This is a genomic window from Nocardia vinacea NBRC 16497, from assembly GCF_000308835.1.
Taxonomy (GTDB): Bacteria; Actinomycetota; Actinomycetes; order Mycobacteriales; family Mycobacteriaceae; genus Nocardia; species Nocardia vinacea.
The window spans coordinates 43,438-66,407 of record NZ_BAGN01000425.1 but is presented as its reverse complement, the minus strand read 5'-3'; the positions used below and the strand labels follow the sequence as shown (position 1 = coordinate 66,407).

Here is a 22,970-nt window from a genome sequence, read left to right as displayed (position 1 = left end):
AGTCGGAGGCTTCTCACTATCTGCATGGGAGGACAGACAGTGAGCGAAGCGATCACGGAGAACACGAGCACCTTTGGCGGGCGCAGCGTACTCGAGGGGGCATTCGCCCTGCTCGAGGTGCTAGCACACGGCAACGAAATGGGTCTGACCAGATTGGCGGTGGCAGCCGGACTACCGAAGGCAACGGCGTACCGGCTACTCAACCAGTTGGTCGCCGAAGGGGCGGTGCAGCGGCGCGGCGGCCGCTACCAGATCGGCCCCCGGGTGTTCCGGCTCGGCCAGACCTGGCAACCAGCGCGGCTGCTCCGGGCAGCCTCGGCACGGCCCCTGCGACAGCTCACCGCGGCATCCGATCGCGGCGGCTTCAGCCTCGCGGTGACCGACCGGGGACACACCATGCTCATCGGCGGTATCGGACGCGAGATCGACGAGATCTTTCCACTGCGGCCGGGAGTACTGCTGCCGCCGGGCACGGCCGCCGAGCAGGTTTTGGCCTTCGGGCATCCGGATCCGACACCGCCGGAAGGCTTTTCGTCGCGCGAATGGCGTCGCCGAGTCACCATGAGCAGTGACACGAACCTTGCCTACGACACCGATATGAGCCGATTCCGACTCGCCTGTGTCGCCGCGCCGGTGCACGGCCCCGCGGGTGAGATCGTCGCGGCGCTGGCGGCGACCGTGGCCGAAGTCCAGCGAATCCCGGCTGTGACCGAAGCGGTAAAGCGGGCGGCGGGGTTGGTCAGCACCAATCTCGCCAACCTCCTCAGATCACACGGCGTGCTCGCACTCTGAGCGGATATGAGGCGGCCGGTCCTTGCCGCATTGCGGCAGGAACCGGCCCTGGAGGTGGCCGGTGGATCACATGCCGAGCATGGAACGCAAGAAGTTCACGGTCATCCAGAACATATCCATCAACATCAGAGTCTCACCTTCTTCGCAAGTAGTCGTCATAACCCGCCTTACCCAGCGAAATGACAGCTACGCAGCGACTCACCAACCGCCGCGCCATCAGTGCGGGGGATCCCTGCGCACCACCGTCACGTATGGACGGGTACGGCCGACAGACGGACCCGAGCCGTCTCGTACTCCTCGATGAGGCGGTCGATGACGGCGGCGGCGGGACGTACCGCGTCGACCTTGCCGATGCCATGACCGGCACCCCAAACATCGCGCCAGGCCTTCGCATCCTTGGCGCTGCCGCCGGCGAAATTCATTGCCGCGGAGTCGGATCCGGGTAGCGCATCGGGGTCGAGTCCGGCGGCGATGATGCTGCCGCGCAGGTAGTTGCCGTGCACACCGGTGAAGAGGTTGCTGTAGATGATGTCAGAGGCGGTTGAATCGACGATCATCTGCTTGTAGTCGGGTTCCGCGTTCGCCTCGTCGGTGGCGATGAACATCGACCCGATATAGGCGAAGTCGGCACCCGCCGCCTGGGCGGCCAATACCGAGTTGCCGTGCGCGATCGATCCGGACAGCACCAGCGGTCCATCGAACCAACTCCGGATCTCCTGGACCAATGCGAATGGCGACTGCGTTCCCGCGTGACCGCCCGCGCCCGCCGCCACCGCGATCAGTCCGTCGGCGCCCTTGTCGACGGCCTTGCGGGCGAAAACATTGTTGATCACGTCGTGCAGCACGATCCCGCCGTAGGCGTGGATGCGTTCGTTGACCTCCGGCCGCGCACCCAGCGAGGTGATCACGATGGGGACGCGGAATTCCTCGACCACCGCGAGATCGTGCTCGAGCCGATCGTTGGTCTTGTGCACGATCAGGTTCACGGCATACGGCGCACTCGGCGTCTGCGGATGTTCGCCATCGAATTCGGCCAGTGCCTCGGTGATTCGGGTGAGCCAGTGCCGCAGTTCGGATTCCGGGCGGGCATTGAGTGAGGGGAACGATCCGACTATGCCCGAGGTCGACTGGGCGATGACCAACTCCGGATTCGACACGATGAACATCGGGGACGCGATAACGGGCAGACGCAGTCGGTCGCGCAGGACGGGCGGCACGCTCATGGAATCTCCTCGAACACGGCCGGAGGTTGGGAATGCGCTGATCGTGACGGCCGCGACGGAAATCAGGATACTTTATTGCGTAATAGGACCGGCGTCGTCGGGCCGAATCCTCGAATATCCGCAGGTTCCAGTGCCCTGAGGTCGAAGTCGGGATGCCCGGTGAGCGCCTCGGCCACCGCGGGTGCGACCAGCACGGTATTCGGTTCGGTGCGTACCGTGAGCCGACTCGCCAAATTCACCGTGGTGCCGAAGACATCACCCAGGTGCCGGGCCACCGGCCCCAGCGCCAAACCCACCCGCAGGCCGCGGATATCGGCGTCGTCTTCGAAGGCCGCGATCAGCCCGGTGGCGATATGAGCGAGGGCCGCGGCGTCATCGGCAGTGAACAGCACCTCGTCGCCGAGCATTTTGACGACGTCACCACCGCGGTCGACGACGATCTCGGTGACGCGATACTCGAATCGCGCGATGATGCGCGTCAGCTCGATATCGGAGCGGTCCCGGCTCAGTTCCGTGAAATCGACGATGTCGGCGAAGCCCACGCCCGATACGGCCGACGTGGACTCGTCGGCCTCGGGCATGGCCGCCGCGACGCTCAACTGGCGACGCCAGATCTGCCCGAGCAACCACTGCACCTCCGAGGTCCGGTCCGTCAGGACTCGGAGCGCCTCGGCGCGCCCGATACCATTCGCTCTCAACCGGCTGGTGACGATCTCCACCTGCAACTGCGCCAGATGTGCGATGGAGCGACTCAATACCCGGGCCAACCGCAGCGAATCGGGTTCGGCCACCGCACCTTCGGCGACGAACCCGGTCATCATGCGCAGCATGTCGATATCGGATTCGGTGAATTCGAGATCGGTCGCACCCGCGGCCGGATAACCGAGCGCGCACCAGTACCGGCGGGCCCGCGCGAGCGGTACCCCGGCCGCGGCCGCGGCCTGTGCGGCGGTGTAGCGCGGGGCGGCGGTCACAGCAGTGAATATCCGCCGTCGACCGTGATCGTGGTGCCCGTGACATAGGCCGAGGATTCGGCGGCCAGGAACAGATAGATGCCGGGCAGGTCGGCGGGAGTTCCCCAGCGCCCGAGGGCGGTATGGCCGACGATATCGTTCTCGCGCTCGGCATCCCGGTGCCAGTGCGCTCCCATCCCGGTGTCGAACCAGCCGAGCGCGACCGCGTTGACGGTGATCGCACGTGGTCCGAGTTCCTGCGCCAGGGCCTGAACCAGGGCGTGGGCACCACTCTTGGAGGCCGCGTATGCGGAAAGTCCGGCACGCGGCCGCTGACCGATGACCGAACCCGTGACGATGATCCGACCGCCCTCCCCCATCACCGATGCCGCCGCACGCGCACCGAGGAAGGTCCCGGTCAGGTTCACGTCGATGATGTCGCGCCATACGGCGGCCTTGGTCTGTGTCACCGTCGAAACCTCCGGTGACACACCGGCATTGCAGATCCACACATCCACGCCACCGAAGCGCTCGACCATGCGTTCGGCGACGGTGTCGTTGAACTCGTCGTCGCGCACATCACCCGCACACACCAGTGGGTCTCCGTGCAGCGAGTCGGCCACCTCGCGCAGCGCGTGCTCCGACCGCGCGACCAATCCCAGCTGCGCCCCCGCGGCGTCGAAGGCGGTCGCGAGCACCCGTCCCAAGCCGCGTCCGGCGCCGGTAATGACTACGCGTCGCCCCGATACGCCGGCATGCCCCATACCCATTGCATCTCACCGTCCATCCACCGATAAATTCTTCGACCGGTCGGTACACTGTACCGCGCGAACGTAGCACACAAACGGAGGCATCGAATAGTGAGCAGCAATCCAGCGCCCGCCAAGGTCGGGCTCGAGCCGCATCCCGCCGACGAGCGACTCGCTATCCTGCGCATCCAGCGCCATCCGGTGAACGCGCTCGACCAGGAGATGTGGGATCTGCTCGAAACCGTTGCGGCGGAACTGCACAGCAGCACTACCTATCGGGCGGTCGTGATCACCGGCGGCGAACACTTCGCGGCCGGTGCCGACGTGAAGGAGATGCTCGGCCTGTCCCCCGAGGCATTCGGACAGCGAAACCGGGTGCTGCAACAAGCATTTCACGCCCTGGCAACGGCTCCGCAGATCACTATCGCGGCGATCAACGGCTACGCGCTGGGCGGCGGCTGCGAGCTGGCGCTGGCCGCCGACTTCCGCATCGGCGGTCGCGGCGCCGTCCTCGGCCTGCCCGAGATCACGCTCGGGATCATGCCCGGCTCCGGTGGTACACAACGTCTTTCGCGGATCGTCGGACTCGCAGGAGCAAAGGATCTGATCCTCACCGGACGCCTCGTGCGCGCGGAGGAGGCCCTGCGCATCGGCCTCATCGATCAACTGCTCGACGACGCCGAAGTGTTCGACGCCGCCGTCGAGCGAGGGCTCTCGTACGCCCGTGGCCCGCTCGCGCTCGAGTATGCGAAGCAGGCGATCGATAGCGGGTTCGACATGCCGATCGAGGACGGGCTGGCACTGGAAGCCGATCTGATCACCCGATGCTTCGCAAGCGAGGACGGACAGCACGGCCTGCGCAGCTTCGTCCAGGACGGCCCGCGAAAAGCAACCTTCCGGGGCCGGTAACCGTCATTGTATGTACTGACCGATTGGTCTAAAATACGGTGACCGGGGCCACAGATCGACAATGAAGTACGACAGGAGTCGCGAATGAGTGAGTTGAGTTTCGAGGGCCGCGTCGCGGTGGTTACCGGCGCGGGTCGCGGCATCGGGCGGGCCCACGCCCGGCTCCTGGCCGAACGCGGGGCGAGCGTCGTCGTCAACGATCTGGGTGGATCGATCGAGGGCGACGGCGCCGACACCACACCGGCCCAAGCGGTCGTCGACGGCATCACCGCGGCCGGCGGTTCGGCCATCGCCGACGGCAACGACGTCTCGACACCGGCCGGGGCCCAGGCGATCATCGACGCCGCGGTAGAGCGGTTCGGCCGCATCGACATCCTGATCAACAACGCGGGCATCGTCAGGTATGCGGGCTTGCCCGACGTCGAACTGGACAATGTCGAGCGGCACCTCGCGGTACATCTGCTCGGCTCGTTCAACACCATGAAGGCCGCCTGGCCGCATTTCTCGAGCCAGAGCTATGGCCGGGTCGTGCTGACCACCTCGAGCGGCATCTTCGGCATGGACGTCAACCTGCCGTACGCGACGGCGAAGGCGGGACTCATCGGCCTGGCACGCAGCGCGAAGCTGGCCGGTGAACCACACGGGATCAAGGTGAATCTGCTTGCGCCCGCGGCCTACACCCGCATGGCCGGTGGCGATCCCGACAGCGACGAGAACGCCGCGGCCGCCGCCGCGGCCATGCCATCGGAGTCGGTGGCGCCGATGGCCGCCTTCCTGGCCCACGAAAGCTGCCCGGTCAACGGCGAGATCTACACCGCGGGAGCGGGCCGCTTCGCGCGACTGTTCCTGGCCTCGACGGAAGGCTATCTGGCACCGGGCCCGGCCACGATCGAGGATGTCGCCGCACACTGGGCGGCTATCAATGACGAGACCGGCTATTACGTGCCGACGGATCTGATGAATTGGTCCGGCACATTCCTGAAGCATCAGTTCGCTCAGATGAGCGCAGACACAACGTCATAGCGCGATAGGCAACAGCCCGTCGCTTGCCGCACCCGGTGGGAGAGGTGCGGTGAGCGACGGGCTTTCCTAGTGTTCGAGCCCCTTCGCGAGCAGCACACCGAGCACGGAACGGCCGTGCGCCAGTTCGGCTTCGGCCGCCGCCTCGTCGATCCGCTCGATCAGAATTCCGTTCAAGAAGATCTCGCAATAGAAGCGGGCGAGCTCGTCCACCTGCAGATCCGCGCGCCGACCCACCCACTGGTATGTGTAGTTGTGCAGGTTCAGGTACGCGAGGGTGGTGAGCTCCAGATCCCGCACCCGCAGCTTGCCCTGCCGATGCCCATCGTCGAGTACTTCGCGGATCTGGGACTCGAAACGCTGGCGCTTGGCCCGGAATCGGATGCGGTATTCACCCTGCAGTTGATGGTGTTCGTGCAGAAAGACCCACACATGATCTTGTCGGTGCACGATCTGGCGCAGTAGCGATTCCGAGAGCAGTCGCAGCCGGGTCTGGAAGCCGATATCCAGCCGGACTATCGCCGAGGCCTCGGTGAGCAGTGGATCCATCACGCGGTCGTGGATCTCGGCCAGCAACTCTTCTTTGGAACCGATGTAGTAGTACAGCGCACCGCGGGCCAGTCCGGCGGCGGTGCCGATATCGGCGACCCCGGTGCTCGCATAGCCGTTCTTCGAGAAGAGTTCGACGGCGACATCCACCACTTGCTCCCGCTTGCGGTAGTAGCGGGCGGTTTTCGCGCGTTCCGTACGCGTTGTAGGCATCGCGGCGCTCCCTTCCTTCGAGCGAAAACAGTTCGGTGCAGGTCAGGCATAGCGCCTCACCTGCACCGAACCGAATCTGGAATCCGGCGACCCGCGTCAGACGGTCGCGACCGGGGTCAGCGGGCTGCCCATCGTCCCGGGCAGGCGCAGTGGCGGTGCCGTCAGCAGGAAGCGGCTGCGCTCGTGTTCGCGCAGCCAGGTCGCCAGTTCCTCGGTGTACCAGAGCTCACCCAGCGGGATGCCGAGCTTGAAAAGGCACAGGTTGTGGATCGGCAGCAGTGTGTGCGGCGTCTCGCTGTCGGGCGCCCAGCCTTCGACCGCGTAGTTGTCCGAGACGAGCGCCGAGATCTGCGATTCGGCGATCCACTCCAGCAGCGACTCATCCGTCGCGTCGAGGTAGGGATACATGGCCTGGATCTCGGGTCCCGGGTTCTTCTCCCAGGCGAGAACCTGGGTGGCGAAGCCGGTGTGCAGCAGGAGCATATCGCCCGGTTCCACGACGACGTTGTCCTTCGCCATGATGTCTTTGAGCATCTTCAAATCGACCGGCTGCCAGTCGCTTCCGAGGTGCGACACGTCGATCAGGACGCCACGGCCCTGCATGCCGTGCGCGGCCATGTGCTCGCAGCCGAGGTGTTTGGCGAAGGAGACACTTCCGCTGCCGTCACCCTTGGCGTCCTCCTGGGGACCGACGATATCGGTCCCGGGGCGAAATCCGTTGTAGTACACCGGTTCCGCAACACCGTCGCCGTCCGCGTCGAACAATGCACCCTGATGCGCCAGCGAGTCCCACTGCGTCGAATACTGCAGCCAGAGCGTCACGACATCGTCGCTCCACAAATCGATGAAGCTGGGGGCGATCTTGTCGCGCGCGACGACGTTGTAGAAGGTGTCCTGGTTGTGCGCCAGATCCTCGGTCGGCCGAAGGATCGGCGGATACCGGCGCTGGTTCAGCGCGGTACCGCCCGGGTAGTCCAGCGGCAGGCTCAGGCTGAAGGTGATGCCGTGTTCGACCTCGCGCACCCCCTGCAGAACCTTCTCCGGGGTGATCAGGTTGACCCGCCCCAACTCATCGTCGTCGCCGAAATCGCCCCAGTTCGAGCCGGGCGGACGTTGCTTCCACCGTTTGGTCACGGATTGCTCCTAATCTCTCTTACATCACGTATGTGGTTTTGCGGTACTGGAAACGCCATGCGCCGTCATCACGACGCAGGGTGTCCTCGTAGCGGCCCGCGATCAGCACGGCCCAGCCCGATTCGCCGCGCTGCAGGAAGACCAGGTCGCTGTTGGCGGTCGCCTCGTTCTCGGTCCAGGAGGTGATGACGGTGTTGGCCACCAGGTGTCGCTGCGGTTGGGTGGGCAGCAATCCGGCATAGACCTGGCGGATGGCTTCGTGGCCCTCGAAGGTGCCGACGCCCATGATCTCGCTGACGCCATCGGGGCTGAACAGCGCGACGATATCGTCGGTTCGTCCGTCGTCGAGCGCATGCGCGTACGCGGCGATGGCGGTGTGGACCCCGTGCGCGACCTGCGCCTTGGTGGACTCGCTCATTGATTCTCCAAAGATGTTCTGGTTCCGGCGGATTCGACGCTTCTAGGTCAGGTACGTCGTCTTGCGGTGCTGGAACAGCCAGGCTCCGTCGCTGTGCCGCAGCGTGTCCTCGTATCGACCGACGACCTGTACCGCCCAGCCCGCCTCGCCGCGCTGGAAGAAGGCCACGTCGCTCACGGCCGTCGCCTCGTCCGCGGTCAGCGCGGTGATCAGGGTGTTGGCGACGAAGTGACGCTGCGGCGCCGTCGGCGCCCAGCCCTCGAATGCCGCCCGCAGCGCGTCGTGCCCGCTGATCGGGTCCATGCCCGGAATCTCGAGCACCCCGTCGGGCGCGTACAGGGCGACGATTTCATCGGCCTGCCCCGCGTCCTGCGCCTGGGTGTGGGCGCCGATCGCCGCACGCACGCCGGCCGCTATGCGGGCTTCGTTGGATTCGCTCATTTTCTCTCCATCATTGAACGGAACTGCCTGCTCGACCGCTTTTTACGCCGCCGCTTCCTCGACCTTGGACAAGATGAATGCCGAGTACTCGTTCGCGGCGAGTTCGGCGATCAGCCGCTGCAGGTTGGGCCGCCCGGTCGGATTCAGCAGCTGCTTGACCGCCTTGCCGGGAATGTTCGACCCGTAGAAATAGCTGCTCTCCAAGAACAGCGACCCGCTGCCGTTGACCGTTTCGGTCCACTCCGCCTCCGCGGCGGGGTCCACCTCGATGACCTCGTAGCCGTTATCGCGTGCGTGCACCAACGCCCCTGTGACGCAGTCCACCTGGTCGCCGGCATAGCGCGGATTGTTGCCGAGCGCACCGTGCGGTCCGCCGGGGAAGAAGAAGTTCGGGAACCCGGCCGTCGCGACGCCGAGGTACGTATTGGGCCCTTCCGCCCAATACTCCTCCAGCGCAAGGCCATTGCGACCGCGGATGCCGAGTCGATTGAGCGCACCGGTGCCGAAGTCGTAGCCGGTCGCCCAGATGATGATGTCGAACTCACGCAGGCCTTCGGCCGTCTCGATCCCGGTCTCGGTGATGCGGATGATCGGGGTCTCTTTCAGGGCGACGAGCGAAACGTTCAGCTTGTTGTAGGCCTCGAAGTAGCCGGTTACGAAGGGTGGACGCCGACCGGCGTAGATGTGGTCCTTCGGGATGAGTTTGTCGGCTGTCGCGGGATCGGTGACGATGCCGCGGATCTTGTCCGCGATGAATTCGCAGAACTCCTTGTTCACTTCGGGGTTGGTCGTGAAGTCGATGTAGTTTTCGGTCAACTTCGTGAAACCCGGGCTGTTCCACATCTTTTCGAAGAATGCCTGCCGCTGTTCGGCCGTATCGTCGGTCGAAAAGCGGCTGGGCAGTGCATGCAGGAATCCGCTCGGCGAGGTGTTCAGGGTCTCGCGGATCCGTTCGAAGTCGGCCTTGATCTCGGCCCGCTCCTGCGGGGTGAGCGGCGCGTTGTTCAGCGGCGTGCACCAGTCCGGTGTCCGCTGGTACACCGTCAACGAGGCGACCTGGTCGGCGATGGCCGGAACGATCTGCACGCCACTGGATCCGGTCCCGATGATGGCGACGCGCTTACCGGTGAAATCGATCGGGGTCTTCGGCCAGCGGCCGGTGTGATGCTGTTCGCCACCGAACAATTCGCGTCCGGACACCTCCGGAATGAACGGCACCGAGAGCACCCCGGTGGCGGCGACGAGGAAGCGTGCGCGATGCTCGGCGCCGTCATCCGTGCGCACCGTCCAGATACCGGCCGACTCGTCGAATTCCGCGGCGATCACCCGGACGCCGAACCGGATGTGGCGGCGCAGATCGAATCGGTCGACAACGAAGTTGAAGTAGCGTTCGTTCTCCGGCTGGCCGGTGAACCGCTCGGACCACTCCCACTCTTCCCACAGTTCCTTGGAGAACAGGTAGCCGTAGGTGTAGCTCTCGGAGTCGAAACGCGCCTCGGGATAGCGGTTCCAGTACCACGTCCCGCCGACGCCGTCGCCCGCCTCGAGCAACTGCACCGAGAAACCCTCCTCGCGGGCCCGGTACAGCTGATAGATGCCCGTCACGCCCGCGCCGACCACCAGGACGTCGACCGCGTCGGCCGTCGTACCAGCGACGTTCGCCGATCCACTCATATGTTCTCCAATCTCGAATGGGTCGCCTGCCGCACGACGCCAAAGATGTTTCGACCGGTCGGTCTATGACGTTGGTCACGAGACTAGAGCCGAATCCGATCGGAATCAACAGCGCCCCCGTCCGAACATTTCGCTCGCAGAGACGCCGCCTACTCATTGATTGTACCGACCGATTGTTCTAAGATTGCCGGCAACCAGCAGCACAACGGAATGCGATGGGAGTCGCTGATGACAACCAAGGACACCGACTTGCGCACCGAGGGTCTCGCGGCGATGCGCGCGGCCCTGCCCGGCGTCTTTCCCGAGGGCGATATCGACCTGCGCGACGGTCAGCTCGGTGAAGATCTCGTCGAGATCGGCCTGGTCAGTGTGTGGGCCCAGCTGTGGGGGCGGGAGGGACTCACCCCACGCGATCGCAGCCTGGTCACGCTCGGCATCCTGATCGCGCTCGGGTCCGAGACCGAGTTCGGCCACCACGTCCGAATCGGCTTGACCAACGGACTGACCAAGGACGAGATCGCCGAGGTCATCTACCACGCCAGCGGTTATGCCGGATTCCCGCGCGCGACCGCGGCACGCACCGCCGCCCGGGCCGCGCTGGGTGAATCGGCACCAGGCGAATAACCCAGCCCGGCAACCGATTTCGACGCAAAGGAACGAATATGTCACTCGCAGGCAAGATCGCCGTCGTCACCGGCGGCGGTAGCGGGATCGGCCAGTCCATCGCGACCGTACTCGCGGCCAAGGGCGCCGCCGTCGCGATCTGGGATCTGAATCTGGAGAACTCCGAGAAGACCGTCGCCGCGATCCGCGAGGCGGGCGGCACGGCGATCGCGATCGCGGGCGATGCGGCCGACGCCGGTGCCGTCGCCGCGTCGGCGGCCCGCACCCGTGCCGAGCTCGGACCGGTCACCGTGCTGGTCAACAATGCCGGAATCACCTCGTACGAGCCGTTCGTGAGCTTGGCCGAGGATTCCTGGGACCGCATGATCGGGATCAATCTCAAGGGCCCCTTCCTGGTAACGAAGGCGCTGGTCCCGGACATGCTCGCGGCCGGATGGGGCCGGATCATCAATATCTCCTCGTCCTCCGCGCAGACCGGAGCCCCGGGGATGGCCCACTACGCGGCCTCCAAGGGCGGCGTGATCGGCCTGACGAAGGCGTTGGCGGTCGAGTTCATCGAACAGGGAATCACCGTCAACCACGTTCCGCCCGGTTTCATCGACACTCCGTTGACCCGCCAGACCATCGACGTGGAAGCGGCGGCGGCGCATATGCCAATGAAACGGGCCGGACAGCCGGAGGACATCGGCCATGCGGTCGCCTATCTCGCCTCCGACGAAGCCGGTTACGTCACGGGACAGACGCTCAGCGTGAACGGCGGACGCTACCTGTTCTGACAACCCGATCCGCTGATGAAGCCGGGTTCGCGGCCGGATGAATTCGCCTCCAGGTCGGAGTGCTCGACAGTCCCGCTCCCCGGCAACGGCGCCGGTGGTGGTCCCCGATGATGTGGATCTGGAGGCGAATCCGGCTGACAACGCGACGTGCCCGCAGCGGCTGCGCTCCGGGCACGCGAGCGCGGGTCAGACGCCCTCCGGGACCTCCGCGAGCTTCTTGGACTTGTCGAAACCGACGATGTCGGCGAGGGTGCCGCCCAGGATGGCCGCGCGATCCTCGTCGGGAACCCCTTCGAAATTCTCGGCAATGCATTCGGCGCTGCCGCGGAAAGTTCCCTCCGCATGCGGGTAGTCGTTGCCCCACATGATGGTCGTCAATCCGGTGATGTGCCGGGCCTTGACCGCGGTCGGGTCATCGGCGAACTGGACGTGGATCTGGCGCTGCACATACTCACTCGGCTTCAGCGGCCACGGCCACTTCGCATTGATATTGAACAGCCGTCCCATGGTCGGCTGATCCTTCGGCGAGCGAGTGTCGTCCCAGAAGCCGAGCCACCAGTCCGGGTCCTGGCCGGTGCCCGTCCGCCACGACCGGTCCATCATGCCCAGGTACGAAACCAGCCAGCCCGCGCTGTACTCGACCAGGTTGAAGTGCAGATTCGGAAAGCGTTCACAGACCCCGCCGCCGACCAGGTCGGCGATGATGCCCTGCGGGATCGCGGAGGCGGTGTTGCCGCCGCCCATGGTCCGGCCCGCCACCATATCGTCGGTGAGCTGGCCCTTGCCCATATTGACGGCCATCATCAGACCCTTGACGGTGATCGCCGTCTCCGAGGTTTCTTCCTTGACCGAAACTCCGCCGGTGGCGACATGGAAGAACACCGGCATTCCGTTCGCCTGCGCGGCCGCCCAGATCGGGTCGTAATGCCGTGACCAGTACGGCACCGGCGGCAATTCCGGCAGCAGGATGGCCCCGAGTCCGGCGCGGGCGCAGCGCTCGATCTCGGCGACCGCGTCCGGGACATCGGTGACGGGGATGGCAGCGGTCGGGCGCATCCGGTCCTTGTACCGGAGGTAGCGCTCGACAATGTAATCGTTGTAGACGCGCGCATGCGCCATCGACAATTCGTGGTCATCGGTGAACAACACGAACAGCGACAGATTCGGGAACATGACGGCGGCGTCGACGCCATCGATATTCATATCCCGCAGGATGTGCTCCGGCTCGCCATCCGGAGTCGGTCCGGCGGACTGCCGGTACTTCGAAATAGTCCAGCCGTCGAAGCCGATCGTGTGCAGTTTCTTGAACTCGGTGTGTCCACCCGGCACGATCGGCTCGTCGAGCGTGAATTCCTCTTCCCAGAGCGCCCGTTCCCGAAGATGTACGGGCAGCCGGGTTTTGAACAGGTCGACCGGTTCGATGATGTGCGAGTCACCGGAGGCGACGAACTCCTTGAACATGCGGTACCTCTCTCGTCCCTCGATGCGCTGGTGGCAATCGGTTCAGGGATCCGCACCCAAGGTTACTTGTACCGGTCGGTCCAGTCTTGAAAATGAGGGTACTAATCGCTACCAGGCAACGGGCAGTTCGTAGATGCCGTAGGCGAGCGAATCACCCTTGAACCGCAACTGGTCGAAGTCGACTCCCAGCCGCAGCGTCGGGATGCGACGGTAGAGGGTGCCGAATACGACCTCGAGTTCGATGCGCGCGAGCTGCTGGCCGATGCACTGGTGTGGACCCCAGCCGAACGCATGATGGTGGCGCGCCTCGCGCAGGAGATCCAGCTTCTCGGGCTCGGGGAAGGCCACCGGGTCGAAGTTGGCCGCGGGCAACGAACTGATGATGCCCTCCCCCGCGCGGATCGTCTGTCCTTCGACCTCGATATCTTCGGTGGCGATGCGCCGCTGAAGCAGATGCGGGATGGTCAGATAGCGCAGCAGTTCCTCGACCGCGCCCGCGATGACCTTCTTATCCTCGGTTTCGCGCAGCAGTGCCAGCTGGTCCGGATTCTCCAGCAGCAGCGCGGTCGCGAGCGTGATCATATTCGCGCTGGTCTCGTGACCGGCGATGAGCATGATCATGCTCATGATGGTGGCGCCGGGCATATCCAGCTCGCCCGCCTTGACCCGCGCCGCGAGGTCCGAGACAACGTCCTCTTCGGGGTTTTCCATCTTGGCCACGATCAGCTTGCCCAGGTAGGCGCCCAGGGCCGCATTCGAGGCATTGTTCTCCTCCGGAGTCACCTCCCGACCGTTGGTGATCTTGGCGTGTTCCTCGAAGAAGTCGTGATCCTCGTACGGCACGCCGAGGAGTTCGCAGATCATCAGCGACGGCAGCGGCAGCGAGAGCGCCTCCACCAGATCGGTCGGATTCGGGCCCGCCAGCATCTTGTCGATGAGGTCATCGGTGACCCGCTGGATCGCCGGGCGAACCTTCTCCATCCGTCCGCGCGTAAACGAGTTCGTCAGCATCCGGCGCAATCGCGCATGCTCGGGGCCATCGGTGTCGAAGAGCGTCTTCGGCCGATCGTGGATTGTCTCGGCGATGGCCGGAGTCATATACGGAAATCCGGGCAGATGGTCGTTGGCGCTGACCCGCGGGTCGGCCATGACCTGACGCTGGGCGGCGTGTGAGGCGATGAGCCACGGGGTTCGACCGTCCCAGGTACGCACCCGCGAGAGCGGGAGACCGGCGGTGTGCAGCTCACGCAATTCCGGCGGAGGCAGGAACGGGCACTTGGCATCTCGCGGCGTCGGGTACTCGGGGATATCCACGGTCTCGGTCATGATCGGCTCTCCTTGGGTCGACATTTCATTCCTCGATGGAGATCGCCATCGCGGGACAGACGGCCGCCGCCTGACGGACGTCCTCGGCCTGTTCGGCCGATGGGTGTTCGTTCAGCAGCACCACGATGCCGTCCTCGTCACGCTGGTCGAACACCTCGACGGCGGCGGCAACGCATTGTCCGGCCGCGACGCACTTGTCTTCGTCGATGACAACCTTCATGGGGTCTCTCCTGGTCTTTCGGTGAATTGAGCTGGGGCTGAAGGCGATCAGGGGCGAGGGCTGGTTGCCGCGAGACTCGGGAGCGCATCGACGATCTCCTGTCGGCGCAGGCGAGTCTGCTTGGGCATATTCCAGCCGAGGACTCCGGTGACGACACCCGCGTCGCGGTACCGCGCGACGAACCGTCCGGCCGCCGGGTCACCGTCGACGATGTCGACTTCGGCGCCGATGGGAAGCCTGCCGTGCACCTGGATCTTCACGTCGAATTGATCGGTCCAGAAGTAGGGCACCGGCACATAGGGGTGGTCCTCCCCCATGATCACAGCGGCGACGGCCGCGGCCTGCTCGGTGGCATTGGTCCGGTTCTCCAGACGGATCAGCCCGCCGAACTGCTCGTGATGCCACCGGGCCAGATCGCCGACAGCGTATATTCCCTCGGCAGCGCGGCAGCGGGAATCGCAGACCACACCGTTATCGAGCTGCAGCCCACTGTCTTTCAGCCAGTCGGTCGCTGGGACCGCGCCGATCGCGACGACCACCACATCGGCGGGCAGTACCTCCCCGGTGCCGAGTCGCACTCCGGTAACCCGACCGTCCGCACCATCCAGGCCGACGACACCGGTACCCAGTCGCAGCCGCACACCGCACTCGGTGTGCAAGTCCGCCAACAGTTTCGACACCATCGGGCCGACCTGCAATGCCATGGGGGCCGGCTGCGGACCGGTCATCGTCACGTCCAGCCCGAGCGTGCGTGCGGTGGCGGCGATTTCGGCACCGAGGACGCCCTCACCGACGACGACCAACCGCGAGCTGATCAGTAGGTCCGCACGTAGCGCCAGTGCGTCGTCGAGGGTGCGCAATACGTGCACACCGATCAGGTCATCCTGTCCGGGCAATGTCCGCGCCCGCACCCCCGTAGCGAGTACGACCGCGTCCGCCCGCAATTCGCGTCCGGCAGCAGTGCGTACGGTTCGGGTTCTCGGATCCAACCCCGTGGCCGCGGCCCCGAGTACGAATTCGGCATCCAACGCCGCCAGCATCTCCTGCTTGCGCAGCGCGGCTCGATCCGGCTCCCACGCGCCCGCAAGCACCTGCTTGGACAGCGGCGGCCGATCGTAAGGCGCATGCGGCTCATCGCCGAGCACCGTTATCGGGCCTTGAAAGCCCTTGCGGCGCAGCGATTCCACCGTCGACAGTCCGGCCGCCGACGCGCCGACCACCAGCACCCGTTCCGGCGCGGTCATGCGACTGCCTCGCGAACAAACCTCATCTACGACTCCCGTTCGACTGCCTCGTGCCCGGCGACAATCGAATGTTAGACCTATCGGTCGGTACAATCAAGGTTGGCAGCTGGACCCGGCTACACCAATAAGGATGTTCACACCCGGCTGCGCCAATGCGACCATGGCTCGGATCAGCCTGGCTGAACCAGGAAATCCCGCCAGGTCATGCCGGTGGCACTGCGGAATCGTCTGCGCAGGGTGCGCTCGGAGATATTCAACGCGGCACAGACGTCCTCGGCGGTGACGTTGCCAGATGCTGTTCGGTGTGCGCGATGACGGGGCGGCACGCGACGTGAGGAGATGACGGTGTCCGGCTATTCTGTCACCGGCGCAACAGGATTCGTGGGCGGCGCGGGTTGCTCTTCGACGAACTCGGCCTGCCCCGACCCGAGTACGTCACCACGAAAGATCAACTGGGTGAACTGGATTCGGCCTTCGACAGCAGGCTGGGCTTCTATGGATCCTATCTGTCGGGGGCCGAGCTGTTCCGGCAGACCACGTACGACCGAGCGCTGCATTTCGAATTCGACGATATGACCCTGCTCCGCTACATCCGGTGGCATCTGCGGCATATCGGTGACACCGGGCAAGTGGACGGGGATATCGCGACAGCCGTGTGAACGACTCAGGCAGGACCGTCGCGCAATACGCGCTTGAGCACCTTTCCGGAAGGGGTTCTCGGCAAGGTGTCGATGCATTCGATCTCCGCGGGCACTTTGTATTTGGCCAAGCGGGTGCGACAGAAATCCTTCAGCGCCTCGGCGTCGAAGTGGCTGCCCGCACGCAGCACGACGAATGCCTTCGGCACCTCGCCCCAGCGCGGATGGGGCATGCCGACGACCGCCGCCTCGACTATGTCGGGGTTTTCATACAGCACCCGCTCGACCTCCGGGGTGGCGATATTCTCCCCGCCCGAGACGATCATGTCCTTCTTGCGGTCCTCGATGTAGAGATAGCCGTCTTCGTCGAGGCGGCCGATATCTCCGGTGTGGAACCACCCGTTGCGCAGGGCCGAGCGGGTGGCGGCCTCGTCCCGCCAGTAGCCGGAGGTCACCTTGGGCCCGCGGATGACGATCTCGCCGAGTTGTCCGGCCGGAACCCGGGTATCGCGCTCGTCGACAATGGCGACCTCGACATCGGCCACCGGCCGCCCGACGGAGCCGACCTTCGTTCGCATGTGCTCGGCGTCGTTGACGGTATCGCCGGAGACGGTTTCGGTGAGGCCGTACGCGTCGGCGAACCAGACACCCGGGAACGCATCGGCGATCCGGTCGAGCAGCGGGATGGGCATCTTCTCGCCACCGCCGGTGATGAAGCGGATCGATGAGGTGTCGCGATCGGCGATATCGGGCAGTTGCAGCAGGCCGTTCATCATCGACGGCGCCAGCCAGACATTGGTCGGGCGCAGCTGTTCGATCGCGTCCAGCACCGCGACGGCGTCGAAACGGCGGATCAGGCTCAGTCGGCCACCGGCGTGGAAGGTGGCCAGACCCGGCAGGTCCATTCCGCCCACGTGGTAGAGAGGACCGCACACCAGGGTGTTGTCCGCGGCGGTCAGCGAGAACTCGAGGATGTGCGCGAGGTTCTTCCAGGTCAGATTCTGATGCGAGATCATCACACCCTTCGGGCGCGAGGTCGTGCCCGAGGTGTACATAAGTCGTTGCAGCGCATCGGGTTCCACATCGACGACTTCGGTCGTCCGGCCGATATTCGGTCCGACCAGCGCGTCGTATTCCAGCCACGACGGATCCGGCGCGGCATCCAGCGTCACGCGGTGTCGCAACTGCGGCAAGGATGAGGCCAGTGCATCGATGCCGGTCGTGAACTCGGACTCCGTCACGATGGCGCCGACGTTCGAATGCTCGAGAATGTACTGCCATTCCGCCGGGGACAACCGATAGTTGAGCGGCATGATCGCGGCGCCGATGTGATTGGCCGCGAGCATGGTTTCCACGAATTCGACCCGGTTGTACAACAGCACGGCGACGATATCGCCCGCATCGACGCCCAGTTCACGCAGCGTGAGGGCCAGCGCATGCACTCGGGTGCGCAGCTCGGCGTAGGTCAGGGCCCGATCGCCTTCGGACAGTGCGATTTCGGCTGCGTATTGTTGCGCGTTCCGGTCGAACACGGCGGCGAAGTTGTACATTCACGGACCTTCGCTGTGAAGTGGAAGCTGAAAGTTTTCTGTACCGGTCAGACTAATCAATTGTGGCGCGGCAGACAACCATCGACGACGGTTCCGCCATATCACGGCAATGAGTAGCCACCGTCGACGACCAGGGAATGCCCGGTGACCCAACGGGATTCATCGCTGGCGAGATAGACGACCGCGCCGGTGATATCGGCGGGCGCGCCGAATCCGAGCGGATGCTTGGCCTCGATCGCATTCATCGCCTCGGCGGGCAGGCCGTCGTGCACGGCCGTCGGAAAGGTGCCGGGACATACGGCGTTGACCCGAATTCCCTCCTTGGCATATTCGAGTGCGGCAACCCGAGTCAGGTGGATCACCCCGGCCTTCGACGCACAGTAGGGCGCGGCATACGCCCAGGCGGTCAGCCCGCTGACGGAGGCGATATTGACTATGGAGACATTCGCCTTCTTGCGCAATGCGCGGGCGACGGCGCGGATGCCGTGGAACGTGCCGGTCAAGTTGACCGACATCGTGCGCTGCCAGTCCTCGGTGGACAAATGATGGATGCGGGCGTTCGGCGACACGATGCCTGCGGTATTCACCAGCACATCGACAGTGCCGCTGCGCTCGACGGCGGACCCGATGAGCGCGTCGAATTCGTCGCCGTCGGCGACGTCCAGCCGTTCGGTAGCCACGGCAATTCCCTTGTCGCGCAAGGTATCTGCCAGCGATTCCATGGCATCGACACGCAGGTCGGCGAGGACGAGATCACGAACCCCCTCCTCGGCGCAGCGCAGCGCGACCGCCGAGCCGAGCGCGCCACCCGCGCCGGTCACCACCGCGGTCTTGCCTTCGAGCCTCGAACCCATGTCGGCCTCCCATGTCGGGACAGTGAATTAATTAGAACACTCGGTATACAAAACCAAAACCGCAAATCTGTCAAGGTCTCGCGCCGGCCCGGAAACGCCGAACGCCGCGTCGGACAACACGTGGTTGTCGAACGCGGCGTTCGGGTCGATCAGGTGCTAGGTGGTACTCGCCGCTGTCTGCGCCTCGACCTGCGCCTCCAGCCCCTCGAGATCGCATTTGCCGTCGGCGAAGCCATTGAAGAGCGTGTGGCAGTAGGACTTCGACAGGAATTTCGCATCCCATCGCTTATCCGGATCCAGCCACTGATAGGTGCGGTTGTGCATATTGAGAAACTGCAGCATGGCCAGGGTCGGATCGGCCTTGCGCAGCGTTCCGTCGTCCATCGCGTCGACCAGCAGCGACCGCACGACATGCTCGACTTCTTTGCGCTTCTCGAGCATGCGGGACAGATTCTCGCCGGTCAGTTGGCGATAGTCGTGTTCGTACACCCAGATATGGTCCAGGCGCTCGAAGATGACGTTCAGCAATTCCTCGGACAACAACCGAAGTTTGACCAGTGGCGGCGCATCCAACTCCTGGATACGCGCGGCGACGACCAACAACGGGTCGAGAACCCGCCCCTGGATTTCGACGAGCAGATTTTCCTTGGAGCCGATGTAGTAGTACAGCGCGCCCTTGGCCAAGCCGACCGTGTCACCGATCTCGATGATCCCGGTCGCCGCATAGCCCTTTTTCGCGAATAGCGCCGCGGCCGTATCGATGATTTCCTGCCGCTTGACCTCGTAGGCAGGTCCGTGTCCTGGTGGTCGAGCCATCTCATCCCTCCCGCGGTCGCATGCGAAGTGAGTATACGCGGAGTGAACGGTCGGTAGAAACTTCCGGATCGGTGTCTGTCATGGGTGGGCGTCCAGGGATTCGCGAATCGCGGCCTCGATGCGCGCCTCGTCGGGCAGCCAGATCTGCTCCAGCGCCGGAGTGTACGGCGCGGGTGTCGCTCCGGCGGTCACCCGGATCACCGGCGCGTCCAGGTACCAGAATCCCTCGCGGACGGCGCGGGCGGCCAGTTCGGCGCCGACACCGAATTCGCCGACGGCCTGGTGCACGACCACCAGACGATTCGTCTTGCGCAGCGAGGTCAGGACGGTATCGAAGTCCAGCGGACTGATGGTCCGCAGGTCGATGACCTCGACCTCGATGCCCTCGGCGGACAGGCGATCGGCGACGGCAAGGCAGTCGTACATCATCTTCGAGTACGACACCACGGTCGCATCCACACCCGGACGTCGCACGATCGCCTTGCCGAGCGGCACGAGGTGATCCGCCGACGGCTCGGGCCCCTTCTTGCCGTACAGCAGCCGGTTCTCGATGAAGATCACCGGATTGGGATCCTGGATCGCGGCCCGCAGCAAGCCATAGGTGTCGGCCGGAGTCGACGGCATCACCACCGTCAACCCGGGGATATGGGCGAGCAGACCCTCCAGGCTCTGGGAATGCTGACTGCCGGAGGATTTGCCCGCGCCGAACTGGGTGCGCACGACCAAGGGCATGGTCACCGCGCCGCCGGTCATGAAGCGCAATTTGGCCGCCTGGTTCATCAATTGATCCAGGCAGACGCCGATGAAGTCGAAGTACATCAGTTCGACGACCGGGCGGTAGCCCGCCATCGCCGCGCCCACCGCGGTCCCCATGATCGCGCTTTCGGAAATCGGGGTGTCGCGGACACGGCCCGGGAATCGGTCGGCCAGACCGCGAGTCAAACCGTAGACATTGCCACCTTTTCCGACATCGATACCCGCCAGGAAGACGGTCGGATCTTCTTCGAGCTCGCGGGTCAGTGCATTGGTGATCGCATGCATGATCTTCAGCGTTCCGCCGGTCGGGGTCACCGGTTCCGGTATTTCGGCACGTGGCGTGGTGACGAAATCGCCGACCGTTTCGGCAGCGGGATACGGTGCGGCGGTGGCCTGCTCGATCGCGTGCTCGATCACGGCATCGACCTCGCGCTCGACGACAGCCAGTTGCTCGGCCAGGCCGCGCCCGCGCATGGTGTCGGCGAGCAGGATCAGCGGATCGCGCTTCTTCCATTCGGCGAGTTCTTCGGCGTCCCGGTAGCTTTCGGGATCGCCCTCGTAGTGCCCATGCCAGCGGTAGGTGGTGGCCTCGACGATCATCGGGCCCGCGCCGGCGCGCAGCCGAGCGACCAGCTCGCGCTGTAGCGCCGCGACCTGCACGACATCGTTGCCGTCCACCCCGTGGTATTCGACGCCGTAGCCCGCCGAGCGCTCGCGCAGGGTCGCCCGGTGCTGGTCGGCCGCCGCGGAGAATTCGGAGTAGCCGTTGTTCTCGCAGAAGAAGATGACGGGCAGATCCCACACCGCGGCCAGATTGACCGATTCATGGAACACGCCCTGTGCGATGGCGCCGTCGCCGAAGAAGGCGACGACCACGCCGCCGCCCCGGCGCAGCTGGGCGGCGGTACCGGCGCCGACCGCGATCGGGAGGCCCGCGCCCACAATGCCGTTCGCACCGAAGATCCCCTTGCGCGGATCCGCGATGTGCATGGACCCGCCGCGGCCCTTACAGGTTCCGGTCCCCTTGCCCATCAACTCGGCGAACATGCCGTCGACATCGAGGCCCTTGGCGATGCAGTGCCCGTGCCCGCGATGGGTCGAGGTCACCACATCCCGGTCGTCCAGTGGCCAGCAGGCACCGACCGCGGATGCCTCCTGCCCGATGGAAAGGTGCAGGAATCCGGGTATCCGGCTGTCGCGGTAAAGCCGGGCGGCGTGCTCTTCGAACCGCCGAATCGTCAGCATTCTCCGGTACATCTCGGTCAGCGTCGCCGCACTCCCCGAGTCCGTTGTCCGCAAGTTGGATTCAGTCATTGTCATGGATTTCTCACCGATCGCTCGACGGCCTCGCACCCGGTGCGACTGTTGACGCGCGGCACCGATAGTCAATATTATACCGAGTGTTCGAAAAAACAAGAGTCGCTGTTGGCGACCAGATGACAGGACGGACTCGTTATGGATCTAGACCTGCCCGCCGAGGCGATCGAGTTACAGAAGCTGTGCCGTGACTTCGCCGAGCGGGAGATCGAGCCACACGCCGAGTCCTGGTCGGAGCAGGAACGATTCCCGTCCGAGGTCTTCTTGAAAATGGGTGAGTTGGACCTCACCGGGCTGCTCGTCGCACCGGAGTACGGCGGCACCGACGCCGGGTTCGTCTCCTACGTGGCCGCCATGGAAATGATCGGCGCGGCGGATCAGTCACTGGCCGCTTGCTGGAACGCCCACTCCACCATCGCCTCACTCCCCCTGGCCACCTTCGGCACCGCGGAACAGAAGGCGAAATGGCTGACGCCGCTCGCGAGCGGGACCCATATCGGCGCCTTCGGATTGACGGAACCGACCGCGGGCTCGGATGCGGCCGGAATCCGGACCACCGCAAAGCGTGACGGTGACGGATGGCTCATCAACGGCACCAAAATGTTCATCACCAATGCGGGCACCGAGATCAGCCTCGGTGTCACGATCCTCGCGGTGACCGGTACCGACGATGACGGAACCAGAAGGTACGGAACGTTTTTCGTGCCGACCGGCACACCGGGCTACACCGCCGGGCATCCGATGAAGAAGCTCGGCTGGCATGCGATGGATTCGCGAGAGTTGATCTTCGACGATTGCTGGATTCCGGGCGAGAACCTGATCGGCGACGAGGGCAACGGGCTGCGACAGTTCCTCGATGTACTCGACGGCGGCCGCATCAGCGTTGCCGCATTGGCACTGTCACTGGCCCAAGAGGCGCTCGATCTCGCGGCCACCCACGCGTCCCAGCGCGAACAGTTCGGCAAGACGCTCTCGGCGTTCCAGGCGGTACAGCACAAGCTCGCCGATATGGCCACCGAAGTCGAAGCGGCCCGCGCCCTCGTCTATCGCGCCGCGTGGCTCGCCGACCAGGGCAGGCCGTTCGGCCAGGCGGCGGCCATGGCCAAGTTGTACGCCTCCGAGGTGGCCAATCGTGCGGCCAGCGCCAGCGTCCAGATCCACGGCGGGTACGGCTATATGCGCGAGTCGAAGATTTCGCGCTTCTATGCCGATGCCAAGATCCTCGAAATCGGCGAGGGCACCAACGAGATTCAGCGCAATGTGATCGCGCGGTATGTGGCGCGCTCGGCGCGCGCCTGAAAGCAGTGGGTGGG

General features: G+C 64.9%; 23 protein-coding genes. 7 read left to right on the top strand and 16 right to left on the bottom strand.

The window, feature by feature from the left end; all coding sequences use genetic code 11:
* The first annotated feature begins 39 nt into the window (after positions 1-39).
* Entirely contained in the window at positions 40-792 is a 753-nt protein-coding gene (locus ON44_RS44340; protein WP_051183378.1) for a helix-turn-helix domain-containing protein, read from the top strand.
* A 245-nt stretch (positions 793-1,037) separates the two neighbouring features.
* Here the strand turns inward: ON44_RS44340 and ON44_RS44335 are convergent, their stop codons facing one another.
* The 3 genes from ON44_RS44335 to ON44_RS44325 form a co-directional block, all read right to left on the bottom strand.
* Positions 1,038-2,015: an NAD(P)H-dependent flavin oxidoreductase gene (locus ON44_RS44335; RefSeq protein ID WP_040701312.1), complete on the bottom strand. Its 978-nt coding sequence runs from the start codon at positions 2,013-2,015 to the stop codon at positions 1,038-1,040.
* Positions 2,016-2,077: 62 nt separating this feature from the next.
* Positions 2,078-2,989, bottom strand: a complete 912-nt coding sequence (locus tag ON44_RS44330) for an adenylate/guanylate cyclase domain-containing protein (protein ID WP_051183377.1) — start codon at positions 2,987-2,989, stop codon at positions 2,078-2,080.
* Entirely contained in the window at positions 2,986-3,738 is a 753-nt protein-coding gene (locus tag ON44_RS44325) for an SDR family NAD(P)-dependent oxidoreductase (protein ID WP_040701311.1), read from the bottom strand. The genes ON44_RS44330 and ON44_RS44325 overlap by 4 nt, the downstream gene beginning before the upstream one ends.
* Positions 3,739-3,828: 90 nt before the next feature.
* Here ON44_RS44325 and ON44_RS44320 point away from each other — a divergent pair, with 90 nt between their 5' ends.
* The gene (locus ON44_RS44320; protein ID WP_040701310.1) at positions 3,829-4,626 is read left to right on the top strand and encodes an enoyl-CoA hydratase/isomerase family protein; all 798 of its coding nucleotides are present in this window, start codon (positions 3,829-3,831) and stop codon (positions 4,624-4,626) included.
* 84 nt (positions 4,627-4,710) lie between these two features.
* Positions 4,711-5,649 carry an SDR family NAD(P)-dependent oxidoreductase gene (locus tag ON44_RS44315; protein ID WP_040701309.1) on the top strand — a complete coding sequence of 313 codons (939 nt, stop codon included), beginning with the start codon at positions 4,711-4,713 and terminating at the stop codon, positions 5,647-5,649.
* A gap of 66 nt (positions 5,650-5,715) precedes the next feature.
* Here ON44_RS44315 and ON44_RS44310 read toward each other — a convergent pair whose 3' ends face one another.
* From ON44_RS44310 to ON44_RS44290, 5 genes are all read right to left on the bottom strand, one after another.
* Positions 5,716-6,408, bottom strand: a complete 693-nt coding sequence (locus ON44_RS44310; RefSeq protein ID WP_051183376.1) for a TetR/AcrR family transcriptional regulator — start codon at positions 6,406-6,408, stop codon at positions 5,716-5,718.
* Between the two features lie 96 nt (positions 6,409-6,504).
* Positions 6,505-7,542: a cyclase family protein gene (locus tag ON44_RS44305; RefSeq protein WP_040701308.1), complete on the bottom strand. Its 1,038-nt coding sequence runs from the start codon at positions 7,540-7,542 to the stop codon at positions 6,505-6,507.
* A 19-nt stretch (positions 7,543-7,561) separates the two neighbouring features.
* Positions 7,562-7,960 (bottom strand): nuclear transport factor 2 family protein, encoded by a 399-nt coding sequence (locus tag ON44_RS44300; protein ID WP_040701307.1) that lies wholly within the window; start codon positions 7,958-7,960, stop codon positions 7,562-7,564.
* Between the two features lie 42 nt (positions 7,961-8,002).
* Positions 8,003-8,401: a nuclear transport factor 2 family protein gene (locus ON44_RS44295; protein ID WP_040701305.1), complete on the bottom strand. Its 399-nt coding sequence runs from the start codon at positions 8,399-8,401 to the stop codon at positions 8,003-8,005.
* A 42-nt stretch (positions 8,402-8,443) separates the two neighbouring features.
* Positions 8,444-10,075 (bottom strand): flavin-containing monooxygenase, encoded by a 1,632-nt coding sequence (locus ON44_RS44290; RefSeq protein WP_040701303.1) that lies wholly within the window; start codon positions 10,073-10,075, stop codon positions 8,444-8,446.
* Positions 10,076-10,303: 228 nt separating this feature from the next.
* On the opposite strand from ON44_RS44290, the gene ON44_RS44285 reads away from it, so the two are divergent.
* Together ON44_RS44285 and ON44_RS44280 are read left to right on the top strand one after the other, a co-directional pair.
* Positions 10,304-10,699, top strand: coding sequence for a carboxymuconolactone decarboxylase family protein (locus ON44_RS44285; RefSeq protein WP_040701365.1), 396 nt, complete (start codon positions 10,304-10,306; stop codon positions 10,697-10,699).
* A gap of 38 nt (positions 10,700-10,737) precedes the next feature.
* Positions 10,738-11,475, top strand: a complete 738-nt coding sequence (locus tag ON44_RS44280; protein WP_040701302.1) for an SDR family NAD(P)-dependent oxidoreductase — start codon at positions 10,738-10,740, stop codon at positions 11,473-11,475.
* Between the two features lie 186 nt (positions 11,476-11,661).
* Here ON44_RS44280 and ON44_RS44275 read toward each other — a convergent pair whose 3' ends face one another.
* The 4 genes from ON44_RS44275 to ON44_RS44260 form a co-directional block, all read right to left on the bottom strand.
* Positions 11,662-12,936, bottom strand: a complete 1,275-nt coding sequence (locus ON44_RS44275) for an amidohydrolase family protein (RefSeq protein ID WP_040701301.1) — start codon at positions 12,934-12,936, stop codon at positions 11,662-11,664.
* Between the two features lie 108 nt (positions 12,937-13,044).
* Positions 13,045-14,262 (bottom strand): cytochrome P450, encoded by a 1,218-nt coding sequence (locus ON44_RS44270; protein ID WP_040701363.1) that lies wholly within the window; start codon positions 14,260-14,262, stop codon positions 13,045-13,047.
* Between the two features lie 25 nt (positions 14,263-14,287).
* Positions 14,288-14,482 (bottom strand): ferredoxin, encoded by a 195-nt coding sequence (locus tag ON44_RS44265; RefSeq protein ID WP_040701300.1) that lies wholly within the window; start codon positions 14,480-14,482, stop codon positions 14,288-14,290.
* Positions 14,483-14,529: 47 nt separating this feature from the next.
* Positions 14,530-15,726: an NAD(P)/FAD-dependent oxidoreductase gene (locus ON44_RS44260; RefSeq protein WP_040701299.1), complete on the bottom strand. Its 1,197-nt coding sequence runs from the start codon at positions 15,724-15,726 to the stop codon at positions 14,530-14,532.
* Positions 15,727-16,121: 395 nt separating this feature from the next.
* On the opposite strand from ON44_RS44260, the gene ON44_RS44255 reads away from it, so the two are divergent.
* Positions 16,122-16,385 (top strand): hypothetical protein, encoded by a 264-nt coding sequence (locus ON44_RS44255; protein WP_040701298.1) that lies wholly within the window; start codon positions 16,122-16,124, stop codon positions 16,383-16,385.
* Between the two features lie 5 nt (positions 16,386-16,390).
* Here ON44_RS44255 and ON44_RS44250 read toward each other — a convergent pair whose 3' ends face one another.
* The 4 genes from ON44_RS44250 to ON44_RS44235 all read right to left on the bottom strand — a co-directional run bounded on the left by ON44_RS44250 (position 16,391) and on the right by ON44_RS44235 (position 21,654).
* Complete coding sequence (locus ON44_RS44250; protein ID WP_040701297.1) at positions 16,391-17,914, bottom strand: acyl-CoA synthetase; 1,524 nt, start codon at positions 17,912-17,914, stop codon at positions 16,391-16,393.
* A gap of 101 nt (positions 17,915-18,015) precedes the next feature.
* Positions 18,016-18,768: an SDR family NAD(P)-dependent oxidoreductase gene (locus ON44_RS44245; protein WP_040701296.1), complete on the bottom strand. Its 753-nt coding sequence runs from the start codon at positions 18,766-18,768 to the stop codon at positions 18,016-18,018.
* Between the two features lie 156 nt (positions 18,769-18,924).
* Positions 18,925-19,584: a TetR/AcrR family transcriptional regulator gene (locus ON44_RS44240; protein WP_040701295.1), complete on the bottom strand. Its 660-nt coding sequence runs from the start codon at positions 19,582-19,584 to the stop codon at positions 18,925-18,927.
* Between the two features lie 78 nt (positions 19,585-19,662).
* Positions 19,663-21,654 carry an alpha-ketoacid dehydrogenase subunit alpha/beta gene (locus tag ON44_RS44235; protein ID WP_218007776.1) on the bottom strand — a complete coding sequence of 664 codons (1,992 nt, stop codon included), beginning with the start codon at positions 21,652-21,654 and terminating at the stop codon, positions 19,663-19,665.
* A 141-nt stretch (positions 21,655-21,795) separates the two neighbouring features.
* Here ON44_RS44235 and ON44_RS44230 point away from each other — a divergent pair, with 141 nt between their 5' ends.
* Positions 21,796-22,956 (top strand): acyl-CoA dehydrogenase family protein, encoded by a 1,161-nt coding sequence (locus ON44_RS44230; RefSeq protein ID WP_040701294.1) that lies wholly within the window; start codon positions 21,796-21,798, stop codon positions 22,954-22,956.
* Positions 22,957-22,970 lie beyond the last annotated feature (14 nt).

Coding starts and splice junctions, on each gene's coding strand:
- ON44_RS44335 (WP_040701312.1), bottom strand. CDS start 2,015: ATGAGCGTGCCGCCCGTCCTGCGCGACCGACTGCGTCTGCCCGTTATC.
- ON44_RS44325 (WP_040701311.1), bottom strand. CDS start 3,738: ATGGGTATGGGGCATGCCGGCGTATCGGGGCGACGCGTAGTCATTACC.
- ON44_RS44315 (WP_040701309.1), top strand. CDS start 4,711: ATGAGTGAGTTGAGTTTCGAGGGCCGCGTCGCGGTGGTTACCGGCGCG.
- ON44_RS44310 (WP_051183376.1), bottom strand. CDS start 6,408: ATGCCTACAACGCGTACGGAACGCGCGAAAACCGCCCGCTACTACCGC.
- ON44_RS44300 (WP_040701307.1), bottom strand. CDS start 7,960: ATGAGCGAGTCCACCAAGGCGCAGGTCGCGCACGGGGTCCACACCGCC.
- ON44_RS44295 (WP_040701305.1), bottom strand. CDS start 8,401: ATGAGCGAATCCAACGAAGCCCGCATAGCGGCCGGCGTGCGTGCGGCG.
- ON44_RS44290 (WP_040701303.1), bottom strand. CDS start 10,075: ATGAGTGGATCGGCGAACGTCGCTGGTACGACGGCCGACGCGGTCGAC.
- ON44_RS44285 (WP_040701365.1), top strand. CDS start 10,304: ATGACAACCAAGGACACCGACTTGCGCACCGAGGGTCTCGCGGCGATG.
- ON44_RS44280 (WP_040701302.1), top strand. CDS start 10,738: ATGTCACTCGCAGGCAAGATCGCCGTCGTCACCGGCGGCGGTAGCGGG.
- ON44_RS44275 (WP_040701301.1), bottom strand. CDS start 12,936: ATGTTCAAGGAGTTCGTCGCCTCCGGTGACTCGCACATCATCGAACCG.
- ON44_RS44270 (WP_040701363.1), bottom strand. CDS start 14,262: ATGACCGAGACCGTGGATATCCCCGAGTACCCGACGCCGCGAGATGCC.
- ON44_RS44265 (WP_040701300.1), bottom strand. CDS start 14,482: ATGAAGGTTGTCATCGACGAAGACAAGTGCGTCGCGGCCGGACAATGC.
- ON44_RS44260 (WP_040701299.1), bottom strand. CDS start 15,726: ATGACCGCGCCGGAACGGGTGCTGGTGGTCGGCGCGTCGGCGGCCGGA.
- ON44_RS44250 (WP_040701297.1), bottom strand. CDS start 17,914: ATGTACAACTTCGCCGCCGTGTTCGACCGGAACGCGCAACAATACGCA.
- ON44_RS44245 (WP_040701296.1), bottom strand. CDS start 18,768: ATGGGTTCGAGGCTCGAAGGCAAGACCGCGGTGGTGACCGGCGCGGGT.
- ON44_RS44240 (WP_040701295.1), bottom strand. CDS start 19,584: ATGGCTCGACCACCAGGACACGGACCTGCCTACGAGGTCAAGCGGCAG.
- ON44_RS44235 (WP_218007776.1), bottom strand. CDS start 21,654: ATGACTGAATCCAACTTGCGGACAACGGACTCGGGGAGTGCGGCGACG.
- ON44_RS44230 (WP_040701294.1), top strand. CDS start 21,796: ATGGATCTAGACCTGCCCGCCGAGGCGATCGAGTTACAGAAGCTGTGC.